This is a genomic window from Streptomyces sp. NPDC003032 (genome assembly GCF_053591415.1).
The window spans coordinates 1-24,778 of record NZ_JBSFTT010000050.1; the positions used below are offsets into that span (position 1 = coordinate 1).

Below are 24,778 nucleotides of genomic sequence, written 5' to 3' on the forward strand. Positions count from 1 at the left end.
CTGGGAGCGACGCGACGACATCCATGAAGCCTTCCTCGGCCTCGCCGTCTGCCTGATCACCCACCGCCACGTCCAACGGCTTTGTTAGCACCTTTTAGGCAGACCCTATGTAGTCGGGCCTGGGGATGACATGTCGTGTGCTGTTGTTCAGGCCAGGGCAGATGACCTTGACGACGGCGAAGTCGTCGCTGGAGCTGAGATCGACCGTCATCGGTTCGTGGCCAGTCGCTTCGGCGACAGCGCGGGAAGCCCAGGCCAGCTCGTCTTGGATGTTGTCGAAGGACTGCCCGTACCCGGTCAGCGCTTGGGGGTAGGTGCAGGCCCGGGGGTCAACGGCGGGTCGCCGGGTGGCGCCTCGAAGGACGTGGGAGTAGGTGGCTACCAAGTCGTCCCGACTGCCGTTGATGAGGGTCAGACGGCTTTGGACCGCTTCGGTGATGGCCCGTGAGAGCGCCACACTGGCCGAGGAATGTACCCCGGAGCCGGCCGTCAGCAGAGCGAAGTCCTCGCTCCACACGAAGGCGGCGAAGCACGGGATGCCCCACTGATTGGGTACCGCGGCCACGTCGAGGAAGACTTGCTGGCTGAGGATCTTTTCGATCAGCGGCTTGCACGCCGGGTCGTCGATGCTCTCCACCCGGATATTGCGTCGCACATCGCCGGGCGCGGCGGTCGACTGGCTGAGCGCGTCGCGTTCCATCACCTCGTAGAGGGCGTGCAAGGCCGCCTCCGCGAACGAGTTGCCCGAGGCCAGGCCGTTGCTGGAGACGAGTAGGCCGCGTGGATGCCAGCTCTGGCCAGCGAAGCTGGTCAGCTGCACGCAGTCCAGGGGCGCGGGGAGCGGCTTTCCGGTGACCATGCCGGTGGCGCTGACCCAGTCCAGTGGGCTGCCCTCATGCAGGAGGCTGCCCTCGTGCTGCTCCAGGTCCTCCAGACGGTAGGGGAGTTGGAGGGCGGCGGCGGGGGTGGCCTGGTGGGTGGGGGAGGGGCAGGCGAACTCTGCGTGCCACATCTCCACGGACTCCATCACGGCCGAGATCTTGGCGAGCAGGAGTGTGTGGCCTTTGCCCTGGGAGACCGACAGGGTACGTGAGAGGGGCCGGTAGGCCACCGCGACCGGGATGCCGATGATGTCCAGGCCGGTCACGTCGGCGACCCGGCTGATGCCGAACTCCGGCAGCCGGCCGCTGATCATCTGCCAGGTTTCCTGTGGGCTGCGCACCCGGTGGGTGCCCAGGGTGTACACCTTGCGGTCGGTAGCGGGGGCTGCGGTGGGGGAGGAGGTCACGTCACGCTCCGTTTTGACGTCGGTCGTAGTAGTCCTTGAGGAAGAAGGGGCGAAGTGCCTCTGTTGCTTCTGCGGTGGAGGCACATCCCCGTTCCCGGGCGGATACATCGATATCGGCATCGGCCAGAAGGCCCCAGATGAGGCGCAGATGCCTTTCCAGGACGCTCTTCTTGAGGTGGTCGATGTGCTTGCTGAAAGAAGACGCGGCCACCTGGTCGTTAATGTGCAGGCTTGAGGAGATCAATGAACGGTTGTGCTCGGCTTGTGGAAGCAGCCAGCGTGCGGCCGGACCGTCGCTGAGATCGGCGGTTAGCCGTGAAGAGCGGATCAGAACGGTGAGCAACTTCTCCGGCTTTGACAGCTGTTCCTGCTCGTTTTCGGTCAGCCAGTGCCGCAGCTGGCCGTCGGCGACGGACGCGCAGCTGAGCTCCAGGCCGTGGGCAGCGGACAGGGCTTGCTCCTCCAGCTGCGCCACCGGAGCATCGGCGGGCAGGCCGGTCATGGCAGACAGGACGTAGCGCCGCCAGCGCTGCGGCTGGTCGGGCCCGAACAGCCTTTGGTAGTCGAGCTGTTGGGAAGCGCTGACGAACCGTCCGTCATGCATATCGCCGGTGAATTCGCGATTCCACTTGCGCAGGTAGGTCGTGCGCCATCCGGTGGGCCAGTCCTCGGCCTGGTTGCCGTGCGGCGCCGAGGTGCCTTCGGCCAGGGCGCGGGCATAGCGCAGCCCGGTGCACGCGTCCAGGTACTTCAGATTCGCATCAGTCCCGTGCTCCCGGTGAAAGCCAAGGATCCGGTCGGCGGCCTCGCTCAGGGCGGGGTCCTGCTGCTCGCAGGCCTGGAGCACCGCACGCCAGGAGCGACGCGGATAGTGCAGGGACCGGGCGGTAGCTCTCCCGGAAACCTTCGATGGCAGCAGCGGAAGCGGCACACCCCCCGGGAGGCTTTCGAGGGTATCTGCTTGGGATCTCCGCAATCACACAATTTCCATGATTTGGAACGTAGTTGACCTGTACTCCGCGAAGAACCGACCTGCTGGCGAACAGCCCCTAGGACCTGTCCGGGCGATCTCCGATGGGTGCGGCTCCTTTCGGGGGATGACTGAGCTGGGAAGACGCTGATCGGCAGTGCCGGGGCGGGGGCTTGCTTCTACCGTGATGGAGTGGAGGTGGGGCGCCGTGGTGTCTTTGCCGGAGGGGCTTGAGGCGCGGGAGGCCGTGGCCCGGCGGCGTGTCGATGAACTGCAGGCCGACGCCGCGGAGTTGTCGCTCAGGCTGGAGAAGGCTCGAGAGGACCTTTCGCGGTTTGAGATCACGCGGGAGACCGTCACACAGGTGCTGGCTGAGCTGTCGGCTGCGGAGATGGACGTCGAGGCGGACGTGTCGGCGGGGCCTGAGCACGAGTCGCAGCCGCATGGGGTGGGGGTGATGATGGTTCCGCCGTGGCGGGAGGGCTTGGTGACATCGGTGCTGCCGGATGTGTACCGGGACATCATGGAGGTCCTCGCCGACGCGCCGGGCCCGTTGCAGGCCAAGCAGATCGTGCCGCGGATCGGTCTGCCGGCGACGGCCGGGAACATCGAGGGCACGCGAGCGAAGCTCAAGCGCCTGGTGGAGCGGGGGTGGCTGGTCGAGGACGCGCCGGGACGGTTCGGCCTCGACCGTCGCGATCCGGGCACCGACCCCTCAGTGACCAAGGGGCTCTTCTCCGTAGATTCGTAGGTGCCAACCAAAACGAATCACTCCCGAAGAAGAGCCCTCGATGAAACCGTACGACGCCTTACCCGAGCCTGATCCGTATGCCACCTCCCGCGATGCCTTCGAACGCCTCATCTCGACGCTGGCCGACGGTCCGGCAGCGAACATGTCCCACGATGAGCTGGAATCCCGGCTCGAACAGTTGGGACGCGAACTGCTGCGGCAGCTGATGCAGAACCACCTCGATCAGCGAGCCAGGAAGGAAGAGACCACGCTGCCGACAGATGCAGCACAACCGCCGGTAGTCGGTCCGGAAGGACAGCTGCGGACTTGGCGGGAGCGGGGCCATCGCCGCCTGCTGACCTGTGTGTTCGGGCCGGTTCAGGTGACCCGGATTGCCCACCGTGGCGGGGGTGTTACCAACGTGCACCCGGCGGACGAAGCATTGTCGCTGCCCGCCGGACGGCACTCACGAGAACTGGCCCGGCTTGCGGTGCTGGAAGCCGTGCGAGGCTCGTTCGACCAGGCTGGTGCCGCGATTGAGGAGAGGTGCGGAAGAGTGCTGGGCAAGCGCCGCCTCGAAGAACTGGTCGTCGCCGCCGCGGTCGATATCGCCGCCTACTACACGGCGAAGATTCCCACGCCGTGCACCCGCGAGATGCCGCTGGTCATCCAGGTCGACGGGAAGGGGGTGGTCATGCGGCCCGAGGCCCTGCGCGAGGCCACTCGCCGGGCCGCGGCCAAGAGCGCAGCGGGCGGGCGGCGCGGCCACCTGGCCCCGGGCGAGAAGCCCAACCGCAAGCGGATGGCGACGGTCGCCTGCGTCTTCGACACCGTCCCTGCCCCGATCCGGCCGCACGACATCATCCATCCGCCCGGCGGCCGCAGCCCCACCCGGTCGCCTCGCCCGGGGCCGAAAGCGGAGCGGAAATGGTGCACCGCCTCGGTGATCCGCCGACCGGACCAGGTGATCGCCGATGCATTCTCCCAGGCCGCATCCCGCGACCCACACCACCTGCGGACGTGGATCGTGCTCGTCGACGGCGCCCGCCATCAACTCGACCTGATCCAGGCTGAAGCCGCCCGCCGCCACATCCGCCCGACCATCCTGCTCGACTTCGTGCACGTCGCCGAGTACTGCTGGACCGCCGGGCACGCCTTCCATCCAGTCGGCAGCCGCGAGGCCGAGACCTGGGCCGCGGACAAACTCACCGCGATCCTCGCCGGGTACGCCGACCGCGCCGCTGCCGAGATGACCGCCCAAGCCACGGACGAACACCTGCCCGCCGCCCGCCGCGACGCCGTAACCGCCTGCATCCGCTACCTCACCGGCCACCTCGACCAACTCCGCTACGACACCGCCCTGAAGAACGGCTGGCCGATCGCCACCGGCGCCGTCGAAGGAGCCTGCCGCCATGTGATCGCCGATCGCCTCGACATCACCGGAGCCCGCTGGGGTCTCGACGGCGCCGAAGCCGTCCTCCAACTCCGCGCACTGATCACCAACGGCGACTTCGAGGACTACTGGACCTTCCACACGGCCCGCGAACACCGACGCCTCTATCCAAGCCCCGACCAGCAGCACTACAGCCTCACCGCTTGACCTCGACCATCACTTCAGAGGAACCACACCCATCGCCATCCTTGGTCTTCAGGCGGCTGCGAGGGTGGCCGGGACTGTCTTGGTCTGGCGGCGGGGACGGCCAGGCGGCGCGACATGAGGGTCGTATGGCCCCGTGCCCTGAACAGCCCCGGCCGTACATGTCCCTCGGCCGAGGCGTGGACGGCGTCCGCAGCAGTCAAGGATGGACCGAGGTGGGGGGAAGCGGCTCGCAGCGGTTCGGTCGGGACGCACTGGGGGTTGGCTCCAAGAAGGACATGAGGGTGTCGGTGAGTTCCGCGGGGCTTTCCTCTTGGACATGGTGCCCCACGTCCAATTCTTGCGCGTGGACTTCGTCAGTCCACTCGTGCCAGGGCGCAGCAGGGTCGCCGTAGAGGTCGGGCAGATCGTCGTGTCTGCCCCATGCCACGAGGACGGGACAGCTGAGTTTCCTGCCCGCCGTCTTGTCCGCCTCGTCGTGGCGTCGGTCGATGGTCAGTCCGGCTCGGTAGTCCTCGCACATCGCGTGCACGACCTTGGGGTCGCGCCGGGCGGCGCGGTAGTCCTCGAACACCTCGGCCGCGCAGTGATCGGGGCGCCCCCCGTACCAGGTGTCCGGAGCGCGGTTGATGAACTCCTCCGCCGGCTTCTCGGTCTGGCCGAGGAAGAACCAGTGCCACCACTTGCGGGCGAACCGCTCGTCGGCCCGGCGCAAGGCCTCCGCGGCCGGTGGGCCGCCGATGTTCACCAGGCGGCTGACCGTTTCGGGGTGATCGAGCGCCAGGCGGAAGCCGACGAGTGCGCCGCGGTCGTGCCCCACTACCGCGAAACGGCGGTGTCCCAGCCTCTTCATGAGCGCCGCGATGTCACCCGCCATGGCCTTCTTCGACATCTGGGCGTGCTCGGGCAGGTCCGCCGGCGCGCTCGAGCCGCCGTATCCCCTCAGGTCCGGGCAGACGACGGTGAACCGGTCGGCGAGCGCGACCGCCACCTTGTGCCACGTCGCATGGGTGCAGGGGTGACCGTGCAGAAGGACCACGGCGGGCCCGGCCCCTCCATGGCGAACCCGCAGGACGACGGGTCCGACATCGATGTGATCCAGCCTGAAACCCTCGAACATGAGTGATCCCTCTCCCTTGCCCCGGTAGGCCGGTCCCGTGTACCCGCAGCTATAGGGTCAATGCATGACGCAGTTACCTGGCATGGTCTTCCACGACCACATGTTCACGGTTCCTCTAGTCCACGGCCGCCCCGACTCACCGACGATCGAGGTTTTCGCTCGTGAGGTCGTGGACGTGCAGCGCCGGGGCGACGAACTGCCCTGGTTGTGCTTTCTCAATGGCGGACCCGGAAGTAAAGCGCCGAGACCGCCCATGCCGAGCTGGCTGGGGACGGCTCTGCGGACCCACCGCGTCGTGCTGCTGGACCAGCGCGGCACCGGACGCAGCACCCCGGTCTCCGCCTCCACCGCCTCCGGCCGTTCGGATGGCGAACTCGCCGCATACTTGGAGCACTTCCGCGCTGACAGCATCGTCGCGGACGCGGAAGTGGTCCGCCGTCGGCTCACGCGAGGCCGTCCGTGGACGATCCTCGGACAGAGCTACGGGGGGTTCGTCGGCCTCACCTACCTCTCGTACGCCCCGGAAGGCCTGGCCGGCTGTCTGGTGACCGGGGGACTGCCCGCGCTGACGGCGGACGCGACGGAGACCTACAGCCGGTTGTACTCACGTGTCGCCGCCAAGAACGCGGCCTATTACCGGCGTTACCCGGAGGACGTGGAACGGGTCCGTCGCATGGCGGAACACCTGGCCGCCCAGGATGTGAGGCTGCCCGACGGGGACCGGCTCACGGTCGCCCGGTTCCGCCATCTGGGCAAGACGCTCGGTACCAGCGGCGGGTTCGAGCGGGTGCACTGGCTGCTGGAGGACGCCTGGGACGGGGCGGAACTGTCCGAGCCGTTCCGCTACCTGGCCATGTCCGCGACCGCCGCCGTCGGCACCCCGTTCTTCGCGCTGCAGGAGTACATCTACGGGCGTCCCGGCGAGGCCACCGGTTGGGCGGCCGAGCGGGTCATGGCCGTACGCGCCGATTTCGCCCCCGACGCCGTTCCGCTGCTTTTCACGGGGGAGATGATGTACCCGTGGATGTTCAGGGACATCCGGGCGCTGCGGCCGTTCGCCGGTGCGGCCGACCTGCTGGCCGCACGGACCGACTGGCCGGCCCTGTACGACCCCTGCCAGTTGGCGCGCAACGCTGTCCCGGTGGTCGCCGCTGTGTACTTGGACGACATGCACGTGGACGCCGATCTGCAACTGGACACCGCAACCCGGGTCGCCAACGTGCGCACCTGGGTCACTAACGAGTACGAGCACGACGGCCTGAGCGCCTCCGGCGGCGCGGTGCTGGAGCGACTGCTCGAGATGGTGGAAGGGCGGCGCTGAGTCGTCAGCGCGTCGGCCGGGGAGCGTATGGCTGTCGCGTCGGCGGCGAGGCACCGGCTGAAGGAAGGTCCGCCAGGAGATCGTCCAGGCACACCTCGCGTGCCTGGACGAGTCCCGGGCAAGCCCACGTCAGATCCGTACGCGGCGGCCGTCGGTCGTCGTAGGGGAACAAGACATCAAGGCCTCCTCGTTCGCCCACCGCGATGACCGGATGGTCGTGCAGGAATTCGCGTACCTGGGGAGTGTCCCGCCGGGGCACCAGCACGAGGCGCTTGTCGTGGAAGTGGTTGTCGGGGACGACGATCCGTGGACGGAACCTGCGCTTGAAAGCGAAGAGTCCTTCACTGACAAACGGCCGTGACCCGGACAGCTCCGCATGCCCGATGCCCTGCGCGACCGCCCATTCGAGCACGAGGTGGTACAGCATCATCTGAGCGCCGGCCCGGTAGTACTGCGGGTCCCCGTCGCGCACCCCTGCGAGGCGGAGGACCAGGGTGTCGCCGTCCAGCTTGCACAGCACACCGGCCACCCGTTCCCCGCCACGGCAGAGAAAGAACAGCATTCCCCGCCGGAAGAGCGCGTGCTCGGCCACGGCCCGTCGCTCACTGCGCACCCACCCGTGGTGGCGTCTGGCCATCGTCGGCACATGCATGGAGTCGAAGAAGTCGTCGAAGTCGGCCGCACTGGACGCCCCTTCGAGCTGCCAGCCGTGTCGGCGCAGTCCCCTGCGGAGGTTCTCGCGGTCCTTCTTGCCAAAGCGCCGCATGTTCTCCTCGGGCGTCGATGCCAGGTCGACCAGGTAGTGGATGCGCAGGGGCGCCACCACATGGCGGCCCAAGTTCAGCCGGGGAATCTCGTTCGCGTACAGGCCCAGCAGGAGCAGGTCCCCACGGCCGGGGCCGCGAGCCCATCTCAAGAGGTCAACACGTCGTCCGCCGTGCCGTTCCACGCCGGTGACCCCAGGACCTTCCGGATCGGTTGCCGACTGGTGCCGCCAGAGCTCCATCGGCGCCAGCGCGTGGGCCAGTCCGTCGGAGACGCCGCCGTAGCTGAGCGTCGGGCCGGCGGCGTCGGAACGGCTGTCCCAGCCGACGCGCGCTCCAGGGAGAGTGTCGTACGCCCGCCGGGAGAGCCGGGCGAGCGGTGTCGTCGCGTTGCCCCACCAGTAGGAGAGCCTGGCGGGGACGCTCATGTCGCTGAGCCCACCTGTCACCGCGGTCACCTTACTTTGACGCCGAACCGCTCCATCCACGCGTTGGTCTCCACCACGGGGATGAGCATGTGCGCGGCACTGATGAAGGTCATGGTGCCGTCTGCCGCCGACGTGAAGCGCCGCAGCCGATCCTGGTCCATCAGCGGGTGCAGCGGGGCTGCAGGGTTGTCCGCGATCTCCTTGAGGGCGTCCATGGTCTGCTGGGCGTAGACGGGATCGTGCGTTCCCGGGTAGCCGCTTTTAGGACGGTCAAGCACGACCTGTGGCACCATATCCGCGACTGCCGCCTTGAGCAGATACTTCCAGCCCGGCGGTCGGGACTTCTCGCTCCACGGCACGTTCCACACGTACTGCAGCAGCTTGTGGTCGGTGTAGGGGGAGGGGGCGCTCAGGCCCGCCGCCGCGCTCATGCGCTCACCGCGCTCCTGGTTGACCGCGGTAGGGCCCTGCAGGCTGAGGAACAGCGCCTCCCGCATGCGAGCCTCCTCGGGCGAGTCGCCGGGCAGGCGCGGGACCTTCGCCAAGAGGGCGTGGTAGCGCTCCTGCTCCATCCGCTCCGGCTGGGCGTTCTCGATGAACTCCCGGCTCAGGCCGGCCCATACGCGGGGGGCGTTGCCGAGCCATGGGAAGGTGTCCGCGGCCAGGACCTCGGGGTCGTGGAACCAGGGGTAGCCGCCGAAGATCTCGTCGGCGAACGAGCCTGTGAGGACGGTCGCGCACTCCTGCCGGATCGTCTTGGCCATGACCAGGAACGAGGTGTCGAACTGCCCCCAGCCGGGCATACCGCGTGCTTCGCGCGCCTCCTGCCCGGCCGCAGTGAGCTGGGCCGTGGACAGGACGATCGCCTGATGATCGGTGCCCAGCTCCTTCGCGACCCGCCTGGCGTAGGGCCCGTCGGGTTCCGGACGCAGGGCGGACGGCTTGAAGTTCGTGGTGTCCGTGTCGAACTCGAGGGAGTAGGTCCGCAGCCGGCCGGCGTCGCCACCGCGCTCCCGCAGGGTCGAGACGTACGCGGCGACCGCTGTGGAGTCCAGCCCCCCCGACATCAGGACACCCAGTTCGGGGTCGACCGCAAGGTATGCGGCGACTGTCTCGCCGAGCAGTTCCCGCACCCGCGCCACGGTGCGCTCGTGCCCGTCGGTGTGCGGGCCGCTCTCGAGCCGCCAGTAGCAGGTCTGCGTGCTGTGGCCTTCCTTGAAGGTCATCGTGTGTCCCGGCGGAACCTCGCACAGCCCGGAGACCGGCGTCTCCCCGGGCATGACCAACCTGGGGTTGAGGGCGAGCAGAAGGCCCTGCGGGGTCATCCACGGCTCGGTCGCGGGGTGCGTCAGTACCCGTCCGGCCCGAGTGGAGAAGGCGATGCCACCGTCATACGAGTGGAAGTAGAGCGGTTTGACGCCCATCCGGTCCCGTATCAGGTGCAGGGTGCGGTCCTGGTCCCGCACGGCGATGGCGAAGCTTCCCTCCAGGTGCTCGGGGAAGTGGATGCCCCATTCGAGGAAGGCCGCGGCCACCAGGTCGGCCCAGCCCTCTCCCGTCGTCTCGTGGCCGCGGGCGCGCAGGGTGGAACGCAGCTCGGAGGCGTTCACGAGGGTGCCGACGCCGACGACCGCGAGGTCCCCGGCTCCGTGACGGCGGACGTGTGTCCGTGTGCGGTCCGGGCCGCCGCCCGTGCCGTCGCCGAACGTCAGCCGCTCGCCGGGCCCTTCGAGTACGTTGCCCGGAGCGGCCCACACGGTTCCTTCCGTGCCGGTCGGCCGCAGGGTGTCGACTGGCGCCGGGTCGTTCGTGAACCATCCTGAAAACTCCAGCATTGTCACCTCTCAGTGGTTGCTTCGGCACCTGCGGAGCGGTGCCGTGTCGTAGCCGACCGTGGACCGCTGCGGGTACCGGCAGCGTGCGTGTGCAGCAGGTCGTCCAGATCCACGACGCGCTCGGCCGCCACCCCGGGCAGGCCCACCTTGACGTCATCGCGGCAGGGACGCCGGGCGTCGTGAAACCAGGTCGCCACGAATCCGCCGTTCGGCTCGTCGAGGGTCAACAGGGGCGCGCCCACGAGGAAGTCGCGGACGATGTCGCGGTCGCGGAGGACATGGATACGGATGCGCTGGGCCTTGTAACGGTTCGGGGGCAGTACGACCTGCGGGTGAAGGCGCCGCTTCCACTGGAAGAGGCCCTTGGCGGTCCACGCCTGGGTCGCGAACAGGTCCAGCCGGCTCACCCCCCGCTGCCGGCACCAGTCGGACAGCAGGTGATACAGCGCTTTGAAAGCTCCGCTGTCGTAGTGGCGTTGCTCGCCGCCGGGCACTCCCAGCAGACGTGTCGTCACGGTCGAGCTCAAGCGGTCGTACGTGCACAGGGCACCGGCCACGTCCTGGTCTCCGGACCGGACGAGGAACAGGAAACCGCGGGCGAGTAGTTCTCGTTCGGCGACCGTCAGGGTTTCGGTGAGCGCGTGCGTACCGTGGCGGCGCCGCATGGTCGGCAGGTGCATGGTCTCGTAGAACTCCCGCACGCGTGAGGCGTCCTGGGTGATCTCGCCGACGAAACCGTGTTCGCGCACCGACTTGCGGAACGCCTCGCGCTCCCGTCGGGAAACCTGGGCCAGGAGTGTGGCGGCGTCCGGCGGCAGGTGCCGTACGAGGTGAACCCGGAAGGGGGCGTCGATGGACGGAACGTCGAGGCCGGACTGGTCCAGCGACGAGTACGGGCCGCCCACGATGACGATGTCCGCAGTGCGCGCCGCCCGGGCGCACAGGGCCCGCACACTGCCGTGGGCAACCTCCGAACGTGTGGTGCGGCCCGTGTGGCCGGGGGTCAGCTGCTCGGCGAGCGGCAGGATGGTGCGCAGGCCGGTTCTGATGCCGACGTAGGCGATGGTGAGCGCACCCGATCCGGTGGTGAGGGTGGCCGTTTGAGCCATCGCCCGGTACGCCTGGGCGGGGGCGGCGAGTCGTTGTACGCCGTCCAGCACCGGGCTGTCGGTGTTGTCCCACCGATAGCGCAGCCGGGAGCCCGCCTGAGCCGTGATCCGCGCGGCCAGTGTCATGTCGATGCCGTCCTTGTCCTTGCCGTCTGGGCCGTGGTCCCTCCGTCCGCCGGGCGGGGGGTTCACTTCGTCAGGCGAGTGCGACGGCGATGTTCGCCGCCCCGCCGTGCCGCTCGACGCTCACGACACCCGCGGAGCCGTCAGTGTGGTAGCGCGCCAGGCACCCGGCCGGCTGCCGACCGATGACGTTCGGCCCGAAGACCGGCGCCACCTGCATCTCGTGCACCCGGCTGTCGCCGTCACGGACCGCCATGGGAACGCGGACCGACTCCAGCCGCTCCTGGGCGACACTGTCCTCCTCTTGCACGGCCCGCGCGACAGCCGTTCGCCAGGTGCGCTCGTCCGTGTCCTGGCCGATCAGTACCGACTCACCCTTCATGCCGGTGGCGCCCTTCAGGACAAACCGGTCCTGTTCGGCCGTCAGCAGCTCGGGCAGCGAGCGGTGCCTGCCCTCGTAGGAGACCTCCCGGTCGCTGATCACACGGGTCCAGGGCAGATAGCGCTCCACGACCTGACGGTCGTGGTCGCTCATGCCGGGCCGGCCCTCCGACGCCAAGCCGAAGAGCTTTTTGTTGAATAGGAAGCGGGAGGTCTGTGAGGCGACGAGCTGGCAGCCGGCCTCCAGCGCCTCTCCGGCGGGCGACCAGTCCAGGGCCAGTTCCTGCCACTCCTGGATCGAGAAGTGCCGCAGCCCGAGGGCGAAGCGGGATCCACCGCGGCCGTCGGAGATGCCGGCCATCAGGTCGCGCGGTTCGAAGAAGTCGGCCGTGAATCCCCTGCGGCGCAGATAGTCGACCTCCACGTCGAAGTAGCGGGTGCTGCGCACGCCCCGGGCAAGGTCCTCGACGCTGCCGAACAGTGCCACGGACCTCTCTACGCCCTCGTACGCCGCCATCCGCTCGAACAGGTCGGCACGCGCCGCGAAGGGACGATGGGCCGTCATCGGGACATCGCGGTAGATGGCCTCGTCCCATGCTTCGGCGAGCAGTTGTGTCTGTACGACGGAACCGACGCCGCCACCGGCGTTGCACTCGATGAACTTGATGCCGTCCGGCGTCAGGATCACGTCCGGCCGGGCGACGCAGGACGCGTAGCGCCACTCCCAGTCCTCGTCGTCCACGAACAGCGGGCAACTGGCCGGGTCGACCTTGAGCGCTGCCATGCGCTCGGCGCGGTCGGCCCCCAGGCCGTGGGCCACTCGCGTGAGGACATCGACCACTTCGATGGCGGCGTTGTGCAGTTCGTCGTACAGACCCGGTGGCAGCACCACCGGGTGCAAGGACACGGGGGTGGGCGGGAACGGGACGTCGCGCATCGCATGAAGCAGCCGGTCGGCGACCGCGGCCGGGTCGGGCGACGGGATGCCGCTGCGGGGGACAAGGGTCGAATGCTGCATGCTGCCTCCGGCCGATGGGTCCGGTCATTCGCGGCCCGCCGCCACATAGGGCGGCGGACCTTTCCAGGTCAGCATTGCGCCGTGTGATGTATCGGGCGTGTACCGGTGGTGTAGCCGGTGCCTTGTCGTCAAGGGAAGCCCGCAGGCAGGAGAGGCAGCTTGTGACGGGAGCGGCACGATGGCCGAAACCCCACCCGGAGCCCACGACAAGATTGTTTGAAGGGACACGCATCGGTTACGCAGTAACACGCGCCACAGCCGACAACCTGCGGCGCTGACACACGACGAGGAACCCGACGCATCGCGTGGGGCGTTGGAGGGGGCAATGTCCCATCGGGCACGACAAGCGAAGGCCGGCCGGCCGTCGACGGATGCCTATGCGCCCGCATTACCTCCCGCTGCCTCCCCCAGACGACTCCCGTCGGCCGGGGCCGACCCTGTCGGAAGCCTCGCCTTTCCCCACAGGTCTTCCGGGAGGGCCTCCTGTGCAGTTTTTGATGCTCGGGCCGTTGGAGGTAGCGGACGGTGGCGGACATGAGCTCCGGGCTGCCAAGCACCGCAGTCTCCTCGCGGTCCTTCTCGTCAACGGCAACCACGTAGTGTCCCTCGACCGCCTCATCGACGAACTGTGGGAGAAGGCTCCGCCGACGGCGGCCAACCTGGTACGCCAGTACATCTCCCACCTGAGGAAGCTTCTGGGACAGTGCCGCCGTGGCCCGGAGGTGGAACTGAGGACGCATCCAGCCGGATACCGCCTCGTAATTCCCCCGCGCGCCACGGACGTCGAGGAGTTCGAGCACCTCGTCGGCCGGACACAAGAACAGTTACGAACGGGCCAACCGGCACAGGCAGGGGAGACAGCCAGAAAAGCGCTGATCATGTGGCGCGGCCCCGCGTTCGCCGACGTACCCTGCGGGCAGCAGGTGTCGGCGGAACAGGCACGACTGGAGGAACTGCGGATCTGCGCCGAGGAACTGCGTGCCCAGGCCGATCTGTCGGCCGGTCATTTCACCGACGCGGTAAGCGAGTTGACCGCGCTGACCGTCCAATACCCGCTCAGGGAGCGCCTGTACGCCCACCTCATGCGGGCACTCTCGGCCAGTGGACGCACGGCCGAGGCGCTCGCCGCCTACCGCTCGGCACGGCGCCACCTCACCTCCGAACTGGGCCTGGAACCCGGTCAGGAACTGAAGGACCTGGAACGCTCTCTCCTGGCCGGCGAGGGCGTGCTGGCCCCGGCCGAGCCGATCGTCGTCTGGCAGTCCGACGCCCCGAGCCCCACCGTCCTGCCGCCGTCGCCCCAGGACGAGACACAGCCGGGAACAGAGGCGGTGGCCAGCGGTAACGAGCCGGTGCTGTCACCGACCCAGTTACCCCCGGGCCTGACCCACTTCGTGGGACGGCAGCGCGAGACGGGCCTGGTACGGCAGTCGTTGGGCCGACCGACCGCAGCGCCCGGGGGTGAGACGGCGGACGTCGGTGTCCGCACCTGCCCCCCGGTCGTCGTCCTGTGCGGCCTCGGCGGAATCGGCAAGACCACCCTGGCCGTCCAACTGGGTCACGAACTGCGCACATCCTTCCCCGACGGCCAGTTGCTGCTACACCTGCGGGGCACCGGCCGCCGTGCCGTCCATCCGGTCGAGACGCTGGGGCACATCCTGGAGGCGCTCGGCTGTACGGAGGCCGACTTGCCCCACGGGCTGATCCCGCGGCAACAGCTCTACCGCAGGTTGCTCACCGACCGTCGGCTGCTGTTGGTGCTCGACGACGCGACCGATGAACCACACGTACGGGAACTGCTTCCCGGCCGCACCCGCAGCGCGGTCCTCATCACCAGCCGTTCGAAGCTCGCCGCCCTGGACAACGCCCACCGGATCGCCCTTTCGCCCCTCGCGGTGGCCGAGAGCGTGACCCTGCTCGCCATGCTGATCGGAACCGGCCGGGTCGCCGCCGAACCCGAAGCGGCCCACCGCATCGCCACGGCCTGCGACGGATTGCCCCTGGCGGTCCGCACGGCCGCCGCGGCCCTCGGCCAGTTGCCGCACCGGCCGCTGCATCACATGGCCCAACGGCTCACCGGCGACGGCATCTTCGACGAACTCCTCGTCGGCGACCTCGACGTGCGGCAAGCGGTCGCCGACATCTACGACACGCTGGGCCCCGAAGAACAGCTGCTGCTGCGCAGCCTGGCTGACGACGAGGCCCTGGTGAGTGCACTGTCCGAACAGGACCTCGACGGGCCCGCCGACACGGTCGACCGACTCGTGCAGGCAGGCGCCCTGGAATTCATCGGCACGGACGACGAAGGCAGGGCGCTGTTCCGGTGCGCGGCACTGCTGAAGCGGTACGCCGCCCAGCACGCCGACCTGCCGGGCCCGCCCACGCTGTTGCGCGCCCATCTGCACCCGAACGACGTCAGGGGCCCCCGGGCCGACACTGGCCACCGCATGACGTTCGGGAGCACCGGCACCGAAACGCCCCGCGGCAGCTCCCTTCTCGAGGGGCTACACCGTCAGTAAACCTCCGGCCCGGCTCTGGCTACACGTGCCGGTGTCAGCGTGACTGCACCGGCACACAGCGAAAGGTGGTTGGCCATGCTTCGGGAGATGCTGAAGTCCAAGATCCATCGCGCCACAGTCACACAGGCCGAGCTGCACTACGTCGGCTCCATCACGATCAGCGCGGACCTCGTCGAAGCCGCTGGGCTTCTGCCGGGGGAGAAGGTCGACGTTGTGGACATCGACAACGGTGCCCGACTGTCCACGTACGTGATCGAGGGGCCGCGCGACTCGGGCGTGATCGGCATCAACGGTGCTGCCGCCCGGCTCATCAGCCCCGGCGACCTGGTGATCATCATCGGTTACGGCGTCCTCTCGGACAGCGACCTCGACGCGTTCAAACCGAGTGTCGTCTTCGTCGACCGGGAGAACAGGATCGTCGGGCGGGGTGACGACCCGGCCGAGGCACTGCCCGGCGGGGACACCATGCGCGGTGACGAACTCGCCCGCAGGAACTGACATGACGACCCTCACCGAGTCCCAGACGCGCACGGTCGAGCACGCGCTGACCCACTACTACGACGATCTGCGGCGAGCGGCAGTCGCCATCCGCCGCAACCGCACTTCGGAACCGGGCGGTTTTACCCCGGAGTTCGACCTGCCGCCCCTCTCGCCGGCACTGGAGGCCTACTACTCCGTCTCACGGCTGGACCTGCGTCCGCTCGGAACCTACAACGGCACCGAGTTGACGCTGCTCGACCTCATGGGCAATCCACGCACCCGCACCACCAAGACGCCAGCGTCCTTGCTGATGGTGGCCCGGGCGGTGCACCACATCCAGCGGACCGGCGAACCCGTCATGATCATCACTCCGTCGTCGGCCAACAAGGCGACGGCACTGCGGGACGCCGTCCTGCGGGCGATCGAGTGCGGTCTCGTCACCCCGGACCAGTTGCGGATCGTGGTGATCGTGCCGCAGGCGTGCACACCGAAACTCTGGTCGTCACCGCTGTCGACTGATCCCGCCCTGGCGCGCCGCAACCCCGTACTGGTGTACCCCGGTGCCGACCGCTCACAGGTCAAGGTGCTGGCCCGGGCCGTCGCCGACGACTGCACGACTCTCCTGCACGACCTCACCGGAGTGCGGCTGTGGTACTCCCTGGACATTGACAACTACCGGATGGCGGACGCGGCCCGGGCGTTCTTCGAGCAGGAGCAGTGGCCGACGCAGGCCGGCCGCAGCCGCCTGCACGCCCACGCTGTCTCCAGCGCCTACGGCCTGCTCGGACACCACCTTGGCCACACGGTGGCCAACGCCGACGGCGCGGCGGCCACTCCCGGCTACTTCCTGGTCCAACACCTCGACACGCCGGACATGGTGCTTGACCTGCACTTCGGCTCGTCCGACCACCGTCACATCCCGGAGTACTCCTACGACAAGGACAGCGGTCTCTTCCACCAGTCCGCCGAGCCGCGCTTCCCCGCGACCACCTTCACCCCCGCCGAGATACTCGACCCGACGTTCTACACCCGGCGCCCGCCGACTTCACCGGAGATGAAGGCGCTGATCAGGGCGGGCGGCGGCGGTGGCATCGTCGTTTCCCTCCACGAATGTCTCCAGCGGTACCCGGCCCTTCGGGCCCGGCTGGCGTCCGCCGGGGTCACATCGTTGCCGGCCGACCCGCGGCAGTTGCGGGAGTGGTCGCTCGTCATGGGTGCGACGGGGGTTATGAACGCCCTCGACCGTGGTCTGATCACCGCGGACGAGGTCGTCCTGCACGGGTCCGGCTGCTACTCAACCACCGACTACACCCCATTGGCCGCCGACGTGCCCACCGTGGTCACAGACCCGCGACAGGTGCGCCAGGAGGTCCTCCACGCCGCACTCGCCGGCGAGTCGGCATGAGCGGCACTGACGCGGCGGGTGAGCGACTCACCGGGGGAAAGGAGGACACGAGGTGAACCCCCGCCGGGTGACCCGCTCATTGGTCATCGTGGGAACCGGTGCCTTCGCTACGGGGCTGTGCACGGCTCTGGCGCGGGCCGTGACGGAACCGACGACCGTGTACGTGATGGGGCGCGCCACGCATGCCTGCGACACTCTGTGCGCGCAAGCTGCGGAGTCTGCTCCCGCATCGTCGGCGGTGTTCCGGCCCGTGGTGGTGAATCTGTCGCCCGGCACCGATCTGCGTGCCGTGATGGCCTCGCTTGCCCCGGAACTGGCTGTGGTGTGCGCGTCGTACCAGTCGCCGAAAGAGGTCTGGCGCGGCGGGACCGAGTGGAGCCGACTGGTCCGCGCCGCTGGTTTCGGCGTCACCCTGCCCCTGCAGGCGGCCCTTGCGGACCTGGTAGCGGTGGCCTGCCAGGACAGCGGCGACACTCCGGTTCCACTCGTCAACGCTTGTTTCCCGGACGCGGTCAACGCGCTGCTGCACGCTCGCGGCCGGGCTGTTCTGGGCGGGGTGGGCAACGTCGCCACACTGTCCACGGAGCTGTCCGACACGCTGGCCCCCCACCAACCGGAGCGTCTGAAGCTCCTGGCTCATCACGTCCACCTGCACGCTCCCGACGACCCCGGCCACGAAGCCCGCTGCTGGCTGGACGACCGGCCGCTGTCCGACGCCGACACCGCGGCATATCTGGAACCCGCCCGTACCCGGCCCCGGGCCCTGCTCAACGACCGGGGGGCTACGGCCGCTGCTGACCTCGTCGGCGCGCTGCTCGACGGCCGCCGGTACGTCGGCCATGTACCCGGCCCGGCCGGCCTGGTCGGCGGCTACCCGGTCACCGTCGAATCCGGGCGGCTTGCGTTGCGGCTGCCGCCGGGCCTGTCCGCCGCCGACGCGCAGCGCTGGAACGAGGAAGTGTCCCAACTGGATGGGGGATGGGTTGACAGCGGTGGCACCTTCCGGCTGACGGCCCGGGCCGCCGAGGCGGTGGCGCCCCATCTACCGGAACTCGTACGAGGGTGCCGGGCCGAGGAACTCACGGATCTGTGCGCCCAGCAACTCCGGTTACGCGAACGACTACGAAACCCAGTGCCGTCCTGAACACCCTCGTCGGCTTCCGGCCCATCCGTGAGGAGCCCCGGCACCAGGTGCATACTCCGGCCACAAGGAGATCTCATGCCCCGTTCACCGATCAGCCTTCTGTCCCGCACTGACTTCAACGGCGACCTCCTCGACGAGGAGCTATTCCTGCGGACATTCCACCAACTTACGGAAGAACACGGGTACGTTCAGGTCTGCAACGTCCCCGACGGCTTCGACTACGTCAGGTTCTGCCAGAGCCTGGGCCGGTTCGTGCCCAACTACACGGGCGCCGTGGTCGGCGACGTCCGCCCCGAACCGGGGATGGACGACGTCTACCACGCCGGTAACACCCGGCCGCTGACCCCGCACAGCGAGGGGTACGACTTCAGCGTCCTGCCACCCCGGTACATCGCCCTGTGGTGCGTCACCCCGGCCCAGGGGCCGGGCGGGGAGACGACCCTCGCCGACACCACCGAGTGGGTGGCCGCCCTCAACGACGCCGAGCGCTCCCAGCTGGAGAACACGGAGTACGAGTGGAAAACCACCGAGGGCGTCAATCGACTCGGCCTGGACCTGCACACCAAGCACCCGATCCTGGAGGACCATCCGAACGGGCGGATCGTGCGCTTCTCCTGCAACAACCTGATCCGTGACGACGACGATCTCTCGGCGCGTGTCCAGGAGCGCTGGCGCCACCGCTTCGACGAGGAGCACGTCGCCATCCACTACCAGCGCAACGACATGCTGGTGTGGGACAACTGGCGGCTCCTGCATGCCCGCAACGCGTTCTCCGACCGCAGCCGTCACCTGCGCCGCATCCAGGTGGCGGCGGTCTGAGCAGCCCCGGCCGACGGACGACCAACCCCAGCTAGGCACTACCGAAGGAGGCCAGGAGCCATGGCATGTCCACCCGGTGAGGTGAGCGGATGAGCGTCGACCGTGCCATGTCCGCGCCTGCCGCGTCACAGTCGCCGACCCGTGCCACCACGGCTACCGGTTGGAAACCCGTCGGCGTGGCGATCCTCCGCATGGCCGGTTTCCCCTTCGGCTGGCTGAGCGAACTCACCGACGGCGCCGCAGCCCGACACGCCGACGAGATCCTCGCCCTCGAGGACCGGCTGGCCGAGGTGTGGGACTGGGCACGCCGCCTCAGCGACGTGCTCCCAGCCGACCGTGCCGTCCTGCGGCGTCTGCGAGGCGGTCGCCCGCCCCGTCCGGCCGACGGCCCCTGCCAGGACCCAGCGCTGCGGGACAAGGCGAACACCGCAGCCGACCTCCACCACCAACTGGTCGAGGCCTGCGAGAGGTTCGGCCGGACGTACGCAAGTGACACCACCGCCGGTGCCACCGCCACGGTACGGCGCTTTCGCAGTGAGCCCGCGCTCCGGGACATCCTCCTGGTCTCCAGCGAAGGAGCCGCGCGGCGCCTCCTGTCCTGGCTGGACCGGCACGCCGACGACCCCGCTCGCTGGCGCTCGGCCGACCGGCAGGCGTTGATCACCCTGGTCCGCTATCTCCAGCGCGTGTGTGCCAAGAACGAGACGACCAGCCATTTCGGACCCTTCACGGTGGGTTCCTTCTCCACCGAAACCGAAGGCATCGACTGGCGTCCAGGCACATTGACCCGTACCACTCTGCTGAGCCGGTGGGCGGCACAGGCCGTCGCAGAAAGCCTGGTCCCCGACATCCCACGCCGAGCACCAGGAGCCTTCCTCGGCGGGTGTGAACTGCGTGTGGCTGCTTTCAAGCACACACTTAGCGGCAACGCCCGGGACGCGTGCACCGTCTCACCGCCTGTCGTCCTGCCGGTCGAGGAAGCGCGCCTGCTGGCTGCCTGCGACGGCAGCCGCACCCTTACCGAACTCGCCGCCCATGTGAGGGGCGCGGTCACGGCCTCGGATGTGGTGAAGGTGCGTGGCAGCCTTGAGCGCCTCGCCGCCCTCGGCGCGATCCGCCTGGGACCGCAGTTGCCGTACGGCATCGGTGACTCCCTGGCCGGTGTGGAGAACCTGGCCCCTCCTGCGCGGACGGACGATCCCTGTGAACCTGCCGCTCGGATCGCCCGACTGCGAGGTTTGCTGAACGACCTCGCGTCGGCTCCCTACGAGCAGCGGCGCGAGCATGTGGACGCTTTGAAGAGGGCGTTCACGGAGCTGACCGGACGCGCGTCCCGGCGTGAGAGCGACCTGCGCTTCTACGCCGACCACGGACTGTTCACGGAAGACTGCACAGCACCGGTGACCGACGTGCGCTTCGGGCGCAAGATCTACGACCTCGTCGCGAAGGAACTCACGCCGCTGCACGACCTGTTGCTGATGCCGGCCAGGCTGCGCCACGGCGGCGCCTGCCGCCACGTGGCATCGTGGTACCGCTCCCGTTTCGGCGATCGGTCCGTGTCCCTGGACAGGTATCTGGCTGCCTTCATGGCTGACGTCGACTTCCACGAGGACCGGCTCGGCGACCTCGACCGGCGCATCCGCGAGCGGCAGGCTGTAGCAGAGGCGGGTCTCCTTCCCTCTGAGGAGGTGGGCCCCGACGCCCCTGACTACCACTGTCACCGGATCCCCGCGGACGCGGTACTCGAGGCCACCCGGTCGGTGCCGCCTCTGCCGGCGATGTGCAGTCCGGACGCCATGATCATCGCGACGTCGAGGGAGGCGGTGGCTCGCGGCGATTTCCAGGTGGTCGTCGGGGACGCGCACGCAACGGAAGACAACCTCAGCCACGGGATGTTCAGCCCTCATGTCAGCGCGTTGCAGCCGCAGTTCGCATCCGAGCTCGTCGAGGCGTACGGCGGGCTGGTCTCCCCGGACGAAACGGTCGTCGACGTCACGCAGTGCCATCGCAACGCCACCTTCGTACGCAGCGACCTGCCGTGTCCCGACCTGGAGGCGTACGACCCGGCTCCCCGGGGTGAGCGTGAGGTGATCGCCCTGTGGGAACTGGACGTCGTACCGGAGGCGGGGGCCCTGTATCTGCAACACCGGGGCAGCGGGCGCCGGATCCGTCCGATGGCGGCGCCGCTCGCGTGGTGCGGGCTCTCCGTCAACCCGATGGAAGTCTTCGCATTCCCCTCCAGGGTCACCGCACTGGCGGCTGCGACCGACTGGCGGCATGTGCCGCGGCTGATGTCAGGACGCGTCGTGCTCCAGCGGGAGCGTTGGCGCATCCCTGTCGCTGACGTGCTCATGTCTGACCCGGAGACGGCCTTCCTGGCGCTGCAGCGGCTGCGCCGACGTCTGCAGCTGCCCCGCCACGTGTTCGCCAAGATATGGGGGCAGCCCAAGCCGGTGTACTGCGATCTGGACAGCCCGCTCCTGGTCCGATCCCTTGTCGGACTGCTAGGCCGAGATCAGGAAGATGTCGAACTGTCGGAGATGCTGCCCGGTCCCGAGAACCTGTGGTGGGAGATCGAAGGTGACCGGCGGACAAGCGAACTGCGGTACACGGTGTTCGCGGCGGGCCCCGCACCGAGGCCGCTCACATGACCGGCCGACCGTCGTCTCCCGACGGGGTGGCGGTCACCGGCCCGACCGCCTCCCGGGACTTCCTGCGCCGCTGGTTCGGCGGACCGTTGGGCCGACTGCTGGTGGTGGCACTCCTGACGAACACCGGGCGTGGGGTGTGGGTGGCTTCGTACGCGTTGTTCTTCACCCGCTCCATCGGCATGTCACCGGCACAGGTCGGTGTCGGTTCCCTGGTGGCCGGGGTGGTCGGTATCGCTGCCGCCGCGCCCGTCGGCGTGATCGCTGACCGCTGCGGCCTGCGCCCCACACTGATGTGCCTCTACCTGGTGAATGCCGCCGCCATGCTGTTGTACCTGCCCGTGCGCAGTTTCTGGCCGTTCGTGCTGGTCGGTTGCCTGACGGCAGCCACGGGGGAGAGCGGAGTGGGGGTGCGGACGGCTCTGATCACGGCTTTGACGGACGAGGGCGAACGTATCGCAGCCCTCGCGAGATATCGGGTGATCAGCCAGATCGCCATGGCAGCCGGCGCCGGGCTCGGCGCGCTGGTGATCGGGGCCGGCTCCCATCTCGCGTACACGAGCATGCTCATCGGCACGGCCGTAGCATTCTTATTGGCGGGCCTGCTGGTGGTGCGGCTTCCGAGCGTTCCTCGTCGGCCTAGGCGGCACAAGACCGGCCGTGTGATGCGCGACCGCCCGTATCTGGCGTTGGCCGCGCTCGTGGGTGTCCTCACCTTCAACTGGTCGATGCTGTCGGTCGGCATCCCCCTGTGGGTAGCCGAGGAGACCGACGCGCCCCAGTGGACGTCGGGAGTCGTACTGGTGGCCAACACAGTCGCCATCGCCCTGCTCCAGGTCCGCTTCTCCCGCTCCGCGGAGACCGTGCCCGGTGCAGGCAGGGCAACCCTGCAGTCGGGCCTGCTGTTCGCGCTGTCCTGCACGATCTTCGCCTTGACGGCAGTAACCGCCCACGCTTTGACCATCGTGGTGCTGTTCGCCGCGGCGGCGATCCATATCGCCGGAGAACTGCTGTACGCCGCGGGATCCTGGGGCCTGTCCGTCGGGCTGATGCCCGACGACGCTAAAGGTGAGTACCAAGGCGCCATGGCCGCAGGCGCTGCGACCGCGCAGGCCCTCGGCCCGCTGCTGATGACCACCCTGGTGGTCGGCTGGCCCGGCCCGGGCTGGCTGGCCCTTGGCGCCCTGTTCCTCGCGGCGGGCTGCACTGCGGAGAGGATCGCCGAACGAACGTACCGTTCACGGGAGACGGGCGGGGAACGTTGGGTGCGTATGCCTGCTTCCGGCGGCGAACAGGGGAGATGACGCTTGGAGGGGGCTTGTTGGTGTACGGAGTGAGAGCCTGACGCCGTCGGGAATCTTGGGCTGGTCGAAGTGAACTGCTCTCGTTTGGCGGGGTGTTGGTGGGAGGGTGGTGGGGCGGGGTGGTTCGTTCCTCGGGGGTGGTTCAGATGGCGGTGCGAGTGAGGTCCGGTGCCGTTATCCCGGCGCTGACGGTGCGGATGGCCCGTGCGAGCAACCCGAAGGGAACGGTCGCGATGTGGGTGCGCGACCGGCTGGACGGGTTGTGGTCGGACGAGGACTTCGCCGCCTGGTACCCGCGTGACGGGCGGCCGGGTCTCTCGCCGGCCCAGCTGGCGACGGTGTCGGTGCTGCAGTACCTGCTGGGGCTGTCGGACCGGGCTGCCGTCGAGGCCGTGCGCTGCCGCATCGACGTGAAGTACGCCCTCGGGCTCGAACTCGACGACGCGGGCTTTGACCACAGCGTGCTCGGCGACTTCCGCGACCGGCTGGCCGAAGGAGACCATGCGGATCAGCTGCTGGGCCTGGCGCTCGCCCGGCTGCGGGAGGCGGGCCTGGTCAAAGAGCGCGGACGCCAGCGGACCGACTCCACGCATGTCCTGGCCGCGGTGCGGGACATGAACCGGCTGGAGCTGGTGGCCGAGGCGATGCGGGCCGCCCTGGAAGACCTCGCCCGCTATGACCCCGCCTGGCTGGCCCCGCTCATCGAGCCGGAGTGGGGCAAGCGCTACGGGCAGGCGCTCCGCCCGGGCCGCCTGCCCGATACCCCGGGCGCCCGGCTCCGCCACGCCGAACAAGTCGGCGCGGACGGTATGAAGATCCTGCGCACGGTCCGGTCCGGTGACGCGCCGCCCGTACTGCGGGCGCTTCCCCAGGTCGAGGTGCTGCGCAGGGTCTGGGTCGAGCAGTACTTCTGGGACGTGGATGCCGGCCGGACGCGCTGGCGCACCGGCGGCAAGGGCGGCCAGGGGCTGCCGCCGCCGCTGACCGGCCTGGTCACGCCGTACGACACCGAGGTGCGCTATGCCCGGCGGGGCACCACCGTGTGGCGCGGGTTCATGGCGCATGTCACCGAGACGTGCGATGACGGGGACGAACCCCGGGTCATCACCGACGTGCTCACCACCCATGCCCCGGTCCACGACTCCCAGGTCCTGCCCGAGATCCACCAACGGCTCAGCACCCGCGGCCTGTTGCCGGCGGAACACCTGGTCGACGGCGGCTACACCTCGATCACGCTCATGGACCGCACAACCACCCCCCCGCCGACTACGGAATCACCCTCATCGGACCGGTTCGCAAGAACTACAGCCGCCAGAACCGGGAAGACCAGGGCTACGGCAAGGACGCCTTCCGCATCGACTTCGGCCAGCGCCAAGCCGTCTGCCCTCAGGGCAAGACCAGCAGCTCCTGGAAAGAGCCCTACCAGGTCATTGACGACGTCCCCTACATCCTGGTCAAGTTCCGCAAGATCGACTGCACCCTCTGCCCGGTCCGCACCCAGTGCACCGGATCGGCCACCGCCCCTTGCGCCCTCTCCCTCCTGCCCGGTCGCCTCCATCACCTCCTCGGCCGACTCCGCACCGAACAGCAGACCCCGCCGTGGAAACAGCGGTATGCGATGCGCGCCGGGCCGAGAGCACGGTGCGCGAGCTCACCGAGAGCCACGGCCTGCGCCGATGCCGCTATCGCGGCCAGAGCAAGGCCCACGTTCAGCACGTTTTGACCGCCATCGCCGTCAGCATCGAACGCCTCAGCGGCTGCACACCACCGGGCAC

General features: G+C 68.8%; 18 protein-coding genes and 1 pseudogene. 12 read left to right on the forward strand and 7 right to left on the reverse strand.

The genetic code is table 11. The annotated features are described in order from the left end of the window. Positions 1-94 precede the first annotated feature (94 nt). Positions 95-1,288 carry a YcaO-like family protein gene (locus ACWDZ7_RS38000; protein ID WP_451803325.1) on the reverse strand — a complete coding sequence of 398 codons (1,194 nt, stop codon included), beginning with the start codon at positions 1,286-1,288 and terminating at the stop codon, positions 95-97. Position 1,289: 1 nt separating this feature from the next. Next, positions 1,290-2,135, reverse strand: coding sequence for a hypothetical protein (locus tag ACWDZ7_RS38005; RefSeq protein ID WP_451803326.1), 846 nt, complete (start codon positions 2,133-2,135; stop codon positions 1,290-1,292). Between the two features lie 370 nt (positions 2,136-2,505). Between ACWDZ7_RS38005 and ACWDZ7_RS38010 the strand changes: the two genes are divergently transcribed. Together ACWDZ7_RS38010 and ACWDZ7_RS38015 are read left to right on the forward strand one after the other, a co-directional pair. Beyond that, a complete protein-coding gene (locus ACWDZ7_RS38010) occupies positions 2,506-3,009 on the forward strand; it encodes a hypothetical protein (RefSeq protein ID WP_451803327.1) in 504 nt (167 codons plus the stop codon). A 40-nt stretch (positions 3,010-3,049) separates the two neighbouring features. Beyond that, entirely contained in the window at positions 3,050-4,588 is a 1,539-nt protein-coding gene (locus ACWDZ7_RS38015) for an ISKra4 family transposase (protein WP_451803328.1), read from the forward strand. Between the two features lie 196 nt (positions 4,589-4,784). Here ACWDZ7_RS38015 and ACWDZ7_RS38020 read toward each other — a convergent pair whose 3' ends face one another. Then, positions 4,785-5,705: an alpha/beta fold hydrolase gene (locus ACWDZ7_RS38020; RefSeq protein ID WP_451803329.1), complete on the reverse strand. Its 921-nt coding sequence runs from the start codon at positions 5,703-5,705 to the stop codon at positions 4,785-4,787. 64 nt (positions 5,706-5,769) lie between these two features. Between ACWDZ7_RS38020 and ACWDZ7_RS38025 the strand changes: the two genes are divergently transcribed. Continuing rightward, complete coding sequence (locus tag ACWDZ7_RS38025; RefSeq protein ID WP_451803330.1) at positions 5,770-7,026, forward strand: alpha/beta fold hydrolase; 1,257 nt, start codon at positions 5,770-5,772, stop codon at positions 7,024-7,026. Between the two features lie 4 nt (positions 7,027-7,030). Here ACWDZ7_RS38025 and ACWDZ7_RS38030 read toward each other — a convergent pair whose 3' ends face one another. The 4 genes from ACWDZ7_RS38030 to ACWDZ7_RS38045 are packed head-to-tail and all read right to left on the reverse strand — an operon-like array spanning position 7,031 to position 12,684. Next, positions 7,031-8,218, reverse strand: coding sequence for a GNAT family N-acetyltransferase (locus ACWDZ7_RS38030; protein ID WP_451803331.1), 1,188 nt, complete (start codon positions 8,216-8,218; stop codon positions 7,031-7,033). Positions 8,219-8,244: 26 nt separating this feature from the next. Then, positions 8,245-10,053 carry an asparagine synthetase B family protein gene (locus ACWDZ7_RS38035; RefSeq protein ID WP_451803332.1) on the reverse strand — a complete coding sequence of 603 codons (1,809 nt, stop codon included), beginning with the start codon at positions 10,051-10,053 and terminating at the stop codon, positions 8,245-8,247. A gap of 2 nt (positions 10,054-10,055) precedes the next feature. Beyond that, complete coding sequence (locus ACWDZ7_RS38040; protein ID WP_451803333.1) at positions 10,056-11,354, reverse strand: hypothetical protein; 1,299 nt, start codon at positions 11,352-11,354, stop codon at positions 10,056-10,058. A gap of 4 nt (positions 11,355-11,358) precedes the next feature. Beyond that, on the reverse strand, positions 11,359-12,684 hold the full coding sequence (locus ACWDZ7_RS38045) for a hypothetical protein (RefSeq protein WP_451803334.1): 1,326 nt from the start codon (positions 12,682-12,684) through the stop codon (positions 11,359-11,361). A 485-nt stretch (positions 12,685-13,169) separates the two neighbouring features. On the opposite strand from ACWDZ7_RS38045, the gene ACWDZ7_RS38050 reads away from it, so the two are divergent. From ACWDZ7_RS38050 to ACWDZ7_RS38090, 9 genes and pseudogenes are all read left to right on the forward strand, one after another. Further along, positions 13,170-15,203, forward strand: coding sequence for a BTAD domain-containing putative transcriptional regulator (locus ACWDZ7_RS38050; RefSeq protein ID WP_451803335.1), 2,034 nt, complete (start codon positions 13,170-13,172; stop codon positions 15,201-15,203). Positions 15,204-15,278: 75 nt separating this feature from the next. Beyond that, positions 15,279-15,701, forward strand: coding sequence for an aspartate 1-decarboxylase (panD, locus tag ACWDZ7_RS38055; RefSeq protein ID WP_451803336.1), 423 nt, complete (start codon positions 15,279-15,281; stop codon positions 15,699-15,701). 1 nt (position 15,702) lies between these two features. Next, positions 15,703-17,088, forward strand: coding sequence for a DUF6002 family protein (locus ACWDZ7_RS38060; protein ID WP_451803337.1), 1,386 nt, complete (start codon positions 15,703-15,705; stop codon positions 17,086-17,088). Between the two features lie 166 nt (positions 17,089-17,254). After that, positions 17,255-18,232, forward strand: coding sequence for a hypothetical protein (locus ACWDZ7_RS38065; protein ID WP_451803338.1), 978 nt, complete (start codon positions 17,255-17,257; stop codon positions 18,230-18,232). A gap of 75 nt (positions 18,233-18,307) precedes the next feature. Next, on the forward strand, positions 18,308-19,051 hold the full coding sequence (locus ACWDZ7_RS38070) for a TauD/TfdA family dioxygenase (RefSeq protein ID WP_451803339.1): 744 nt from the start codon (positions 18,308-18,310) through the stop codon (positions 19,049-19,051). Between the two features lie 89 nt (positions 19,052-19,140). Then, positions 19,141-21,702, forward strand: a complete 2,562-nt coding sequence (locus ACWDZ7_RS38075) for a lantibiotic dehydratase (protein ID WP_451803340.1) — start codon at positions 19,141-19,143, stop codon at positions 21,700-21,702. Positions 21,703-21,728: 26 nt separating this feature from the next. Then, entirely contained in the window at positions 21,729-23,003 is a 1,275-nt protein-coding gene (locus ACWDZ7_RS38080; protein WP_451803341.1) for an MFS transporter, read from the forward strand. A 233-nt stretch (positions 23,004-23,236) separates the two neighbouring features. Then, positions 23,237-23,506: pseudogene (locus ACWDZ7_RS38085) on the forward strand (transposase); the annotation flags it as partial. 926 nt (positions 23,507-24,432) lie between these two features. Then, the gene (locus ACWDZ7_RS38090; protein ID WP_451803357.1) at positions 24,433-24,726 is read left to right on the forward strand and encodes a transposase; all 294 of its coding nucleotides are present in this window, start codon (positions 24,433-24,435) and stop codon (positions 24,724-24,726) included. Positions 24,727-24,778 lie beyond the last annotated feature (52 nt).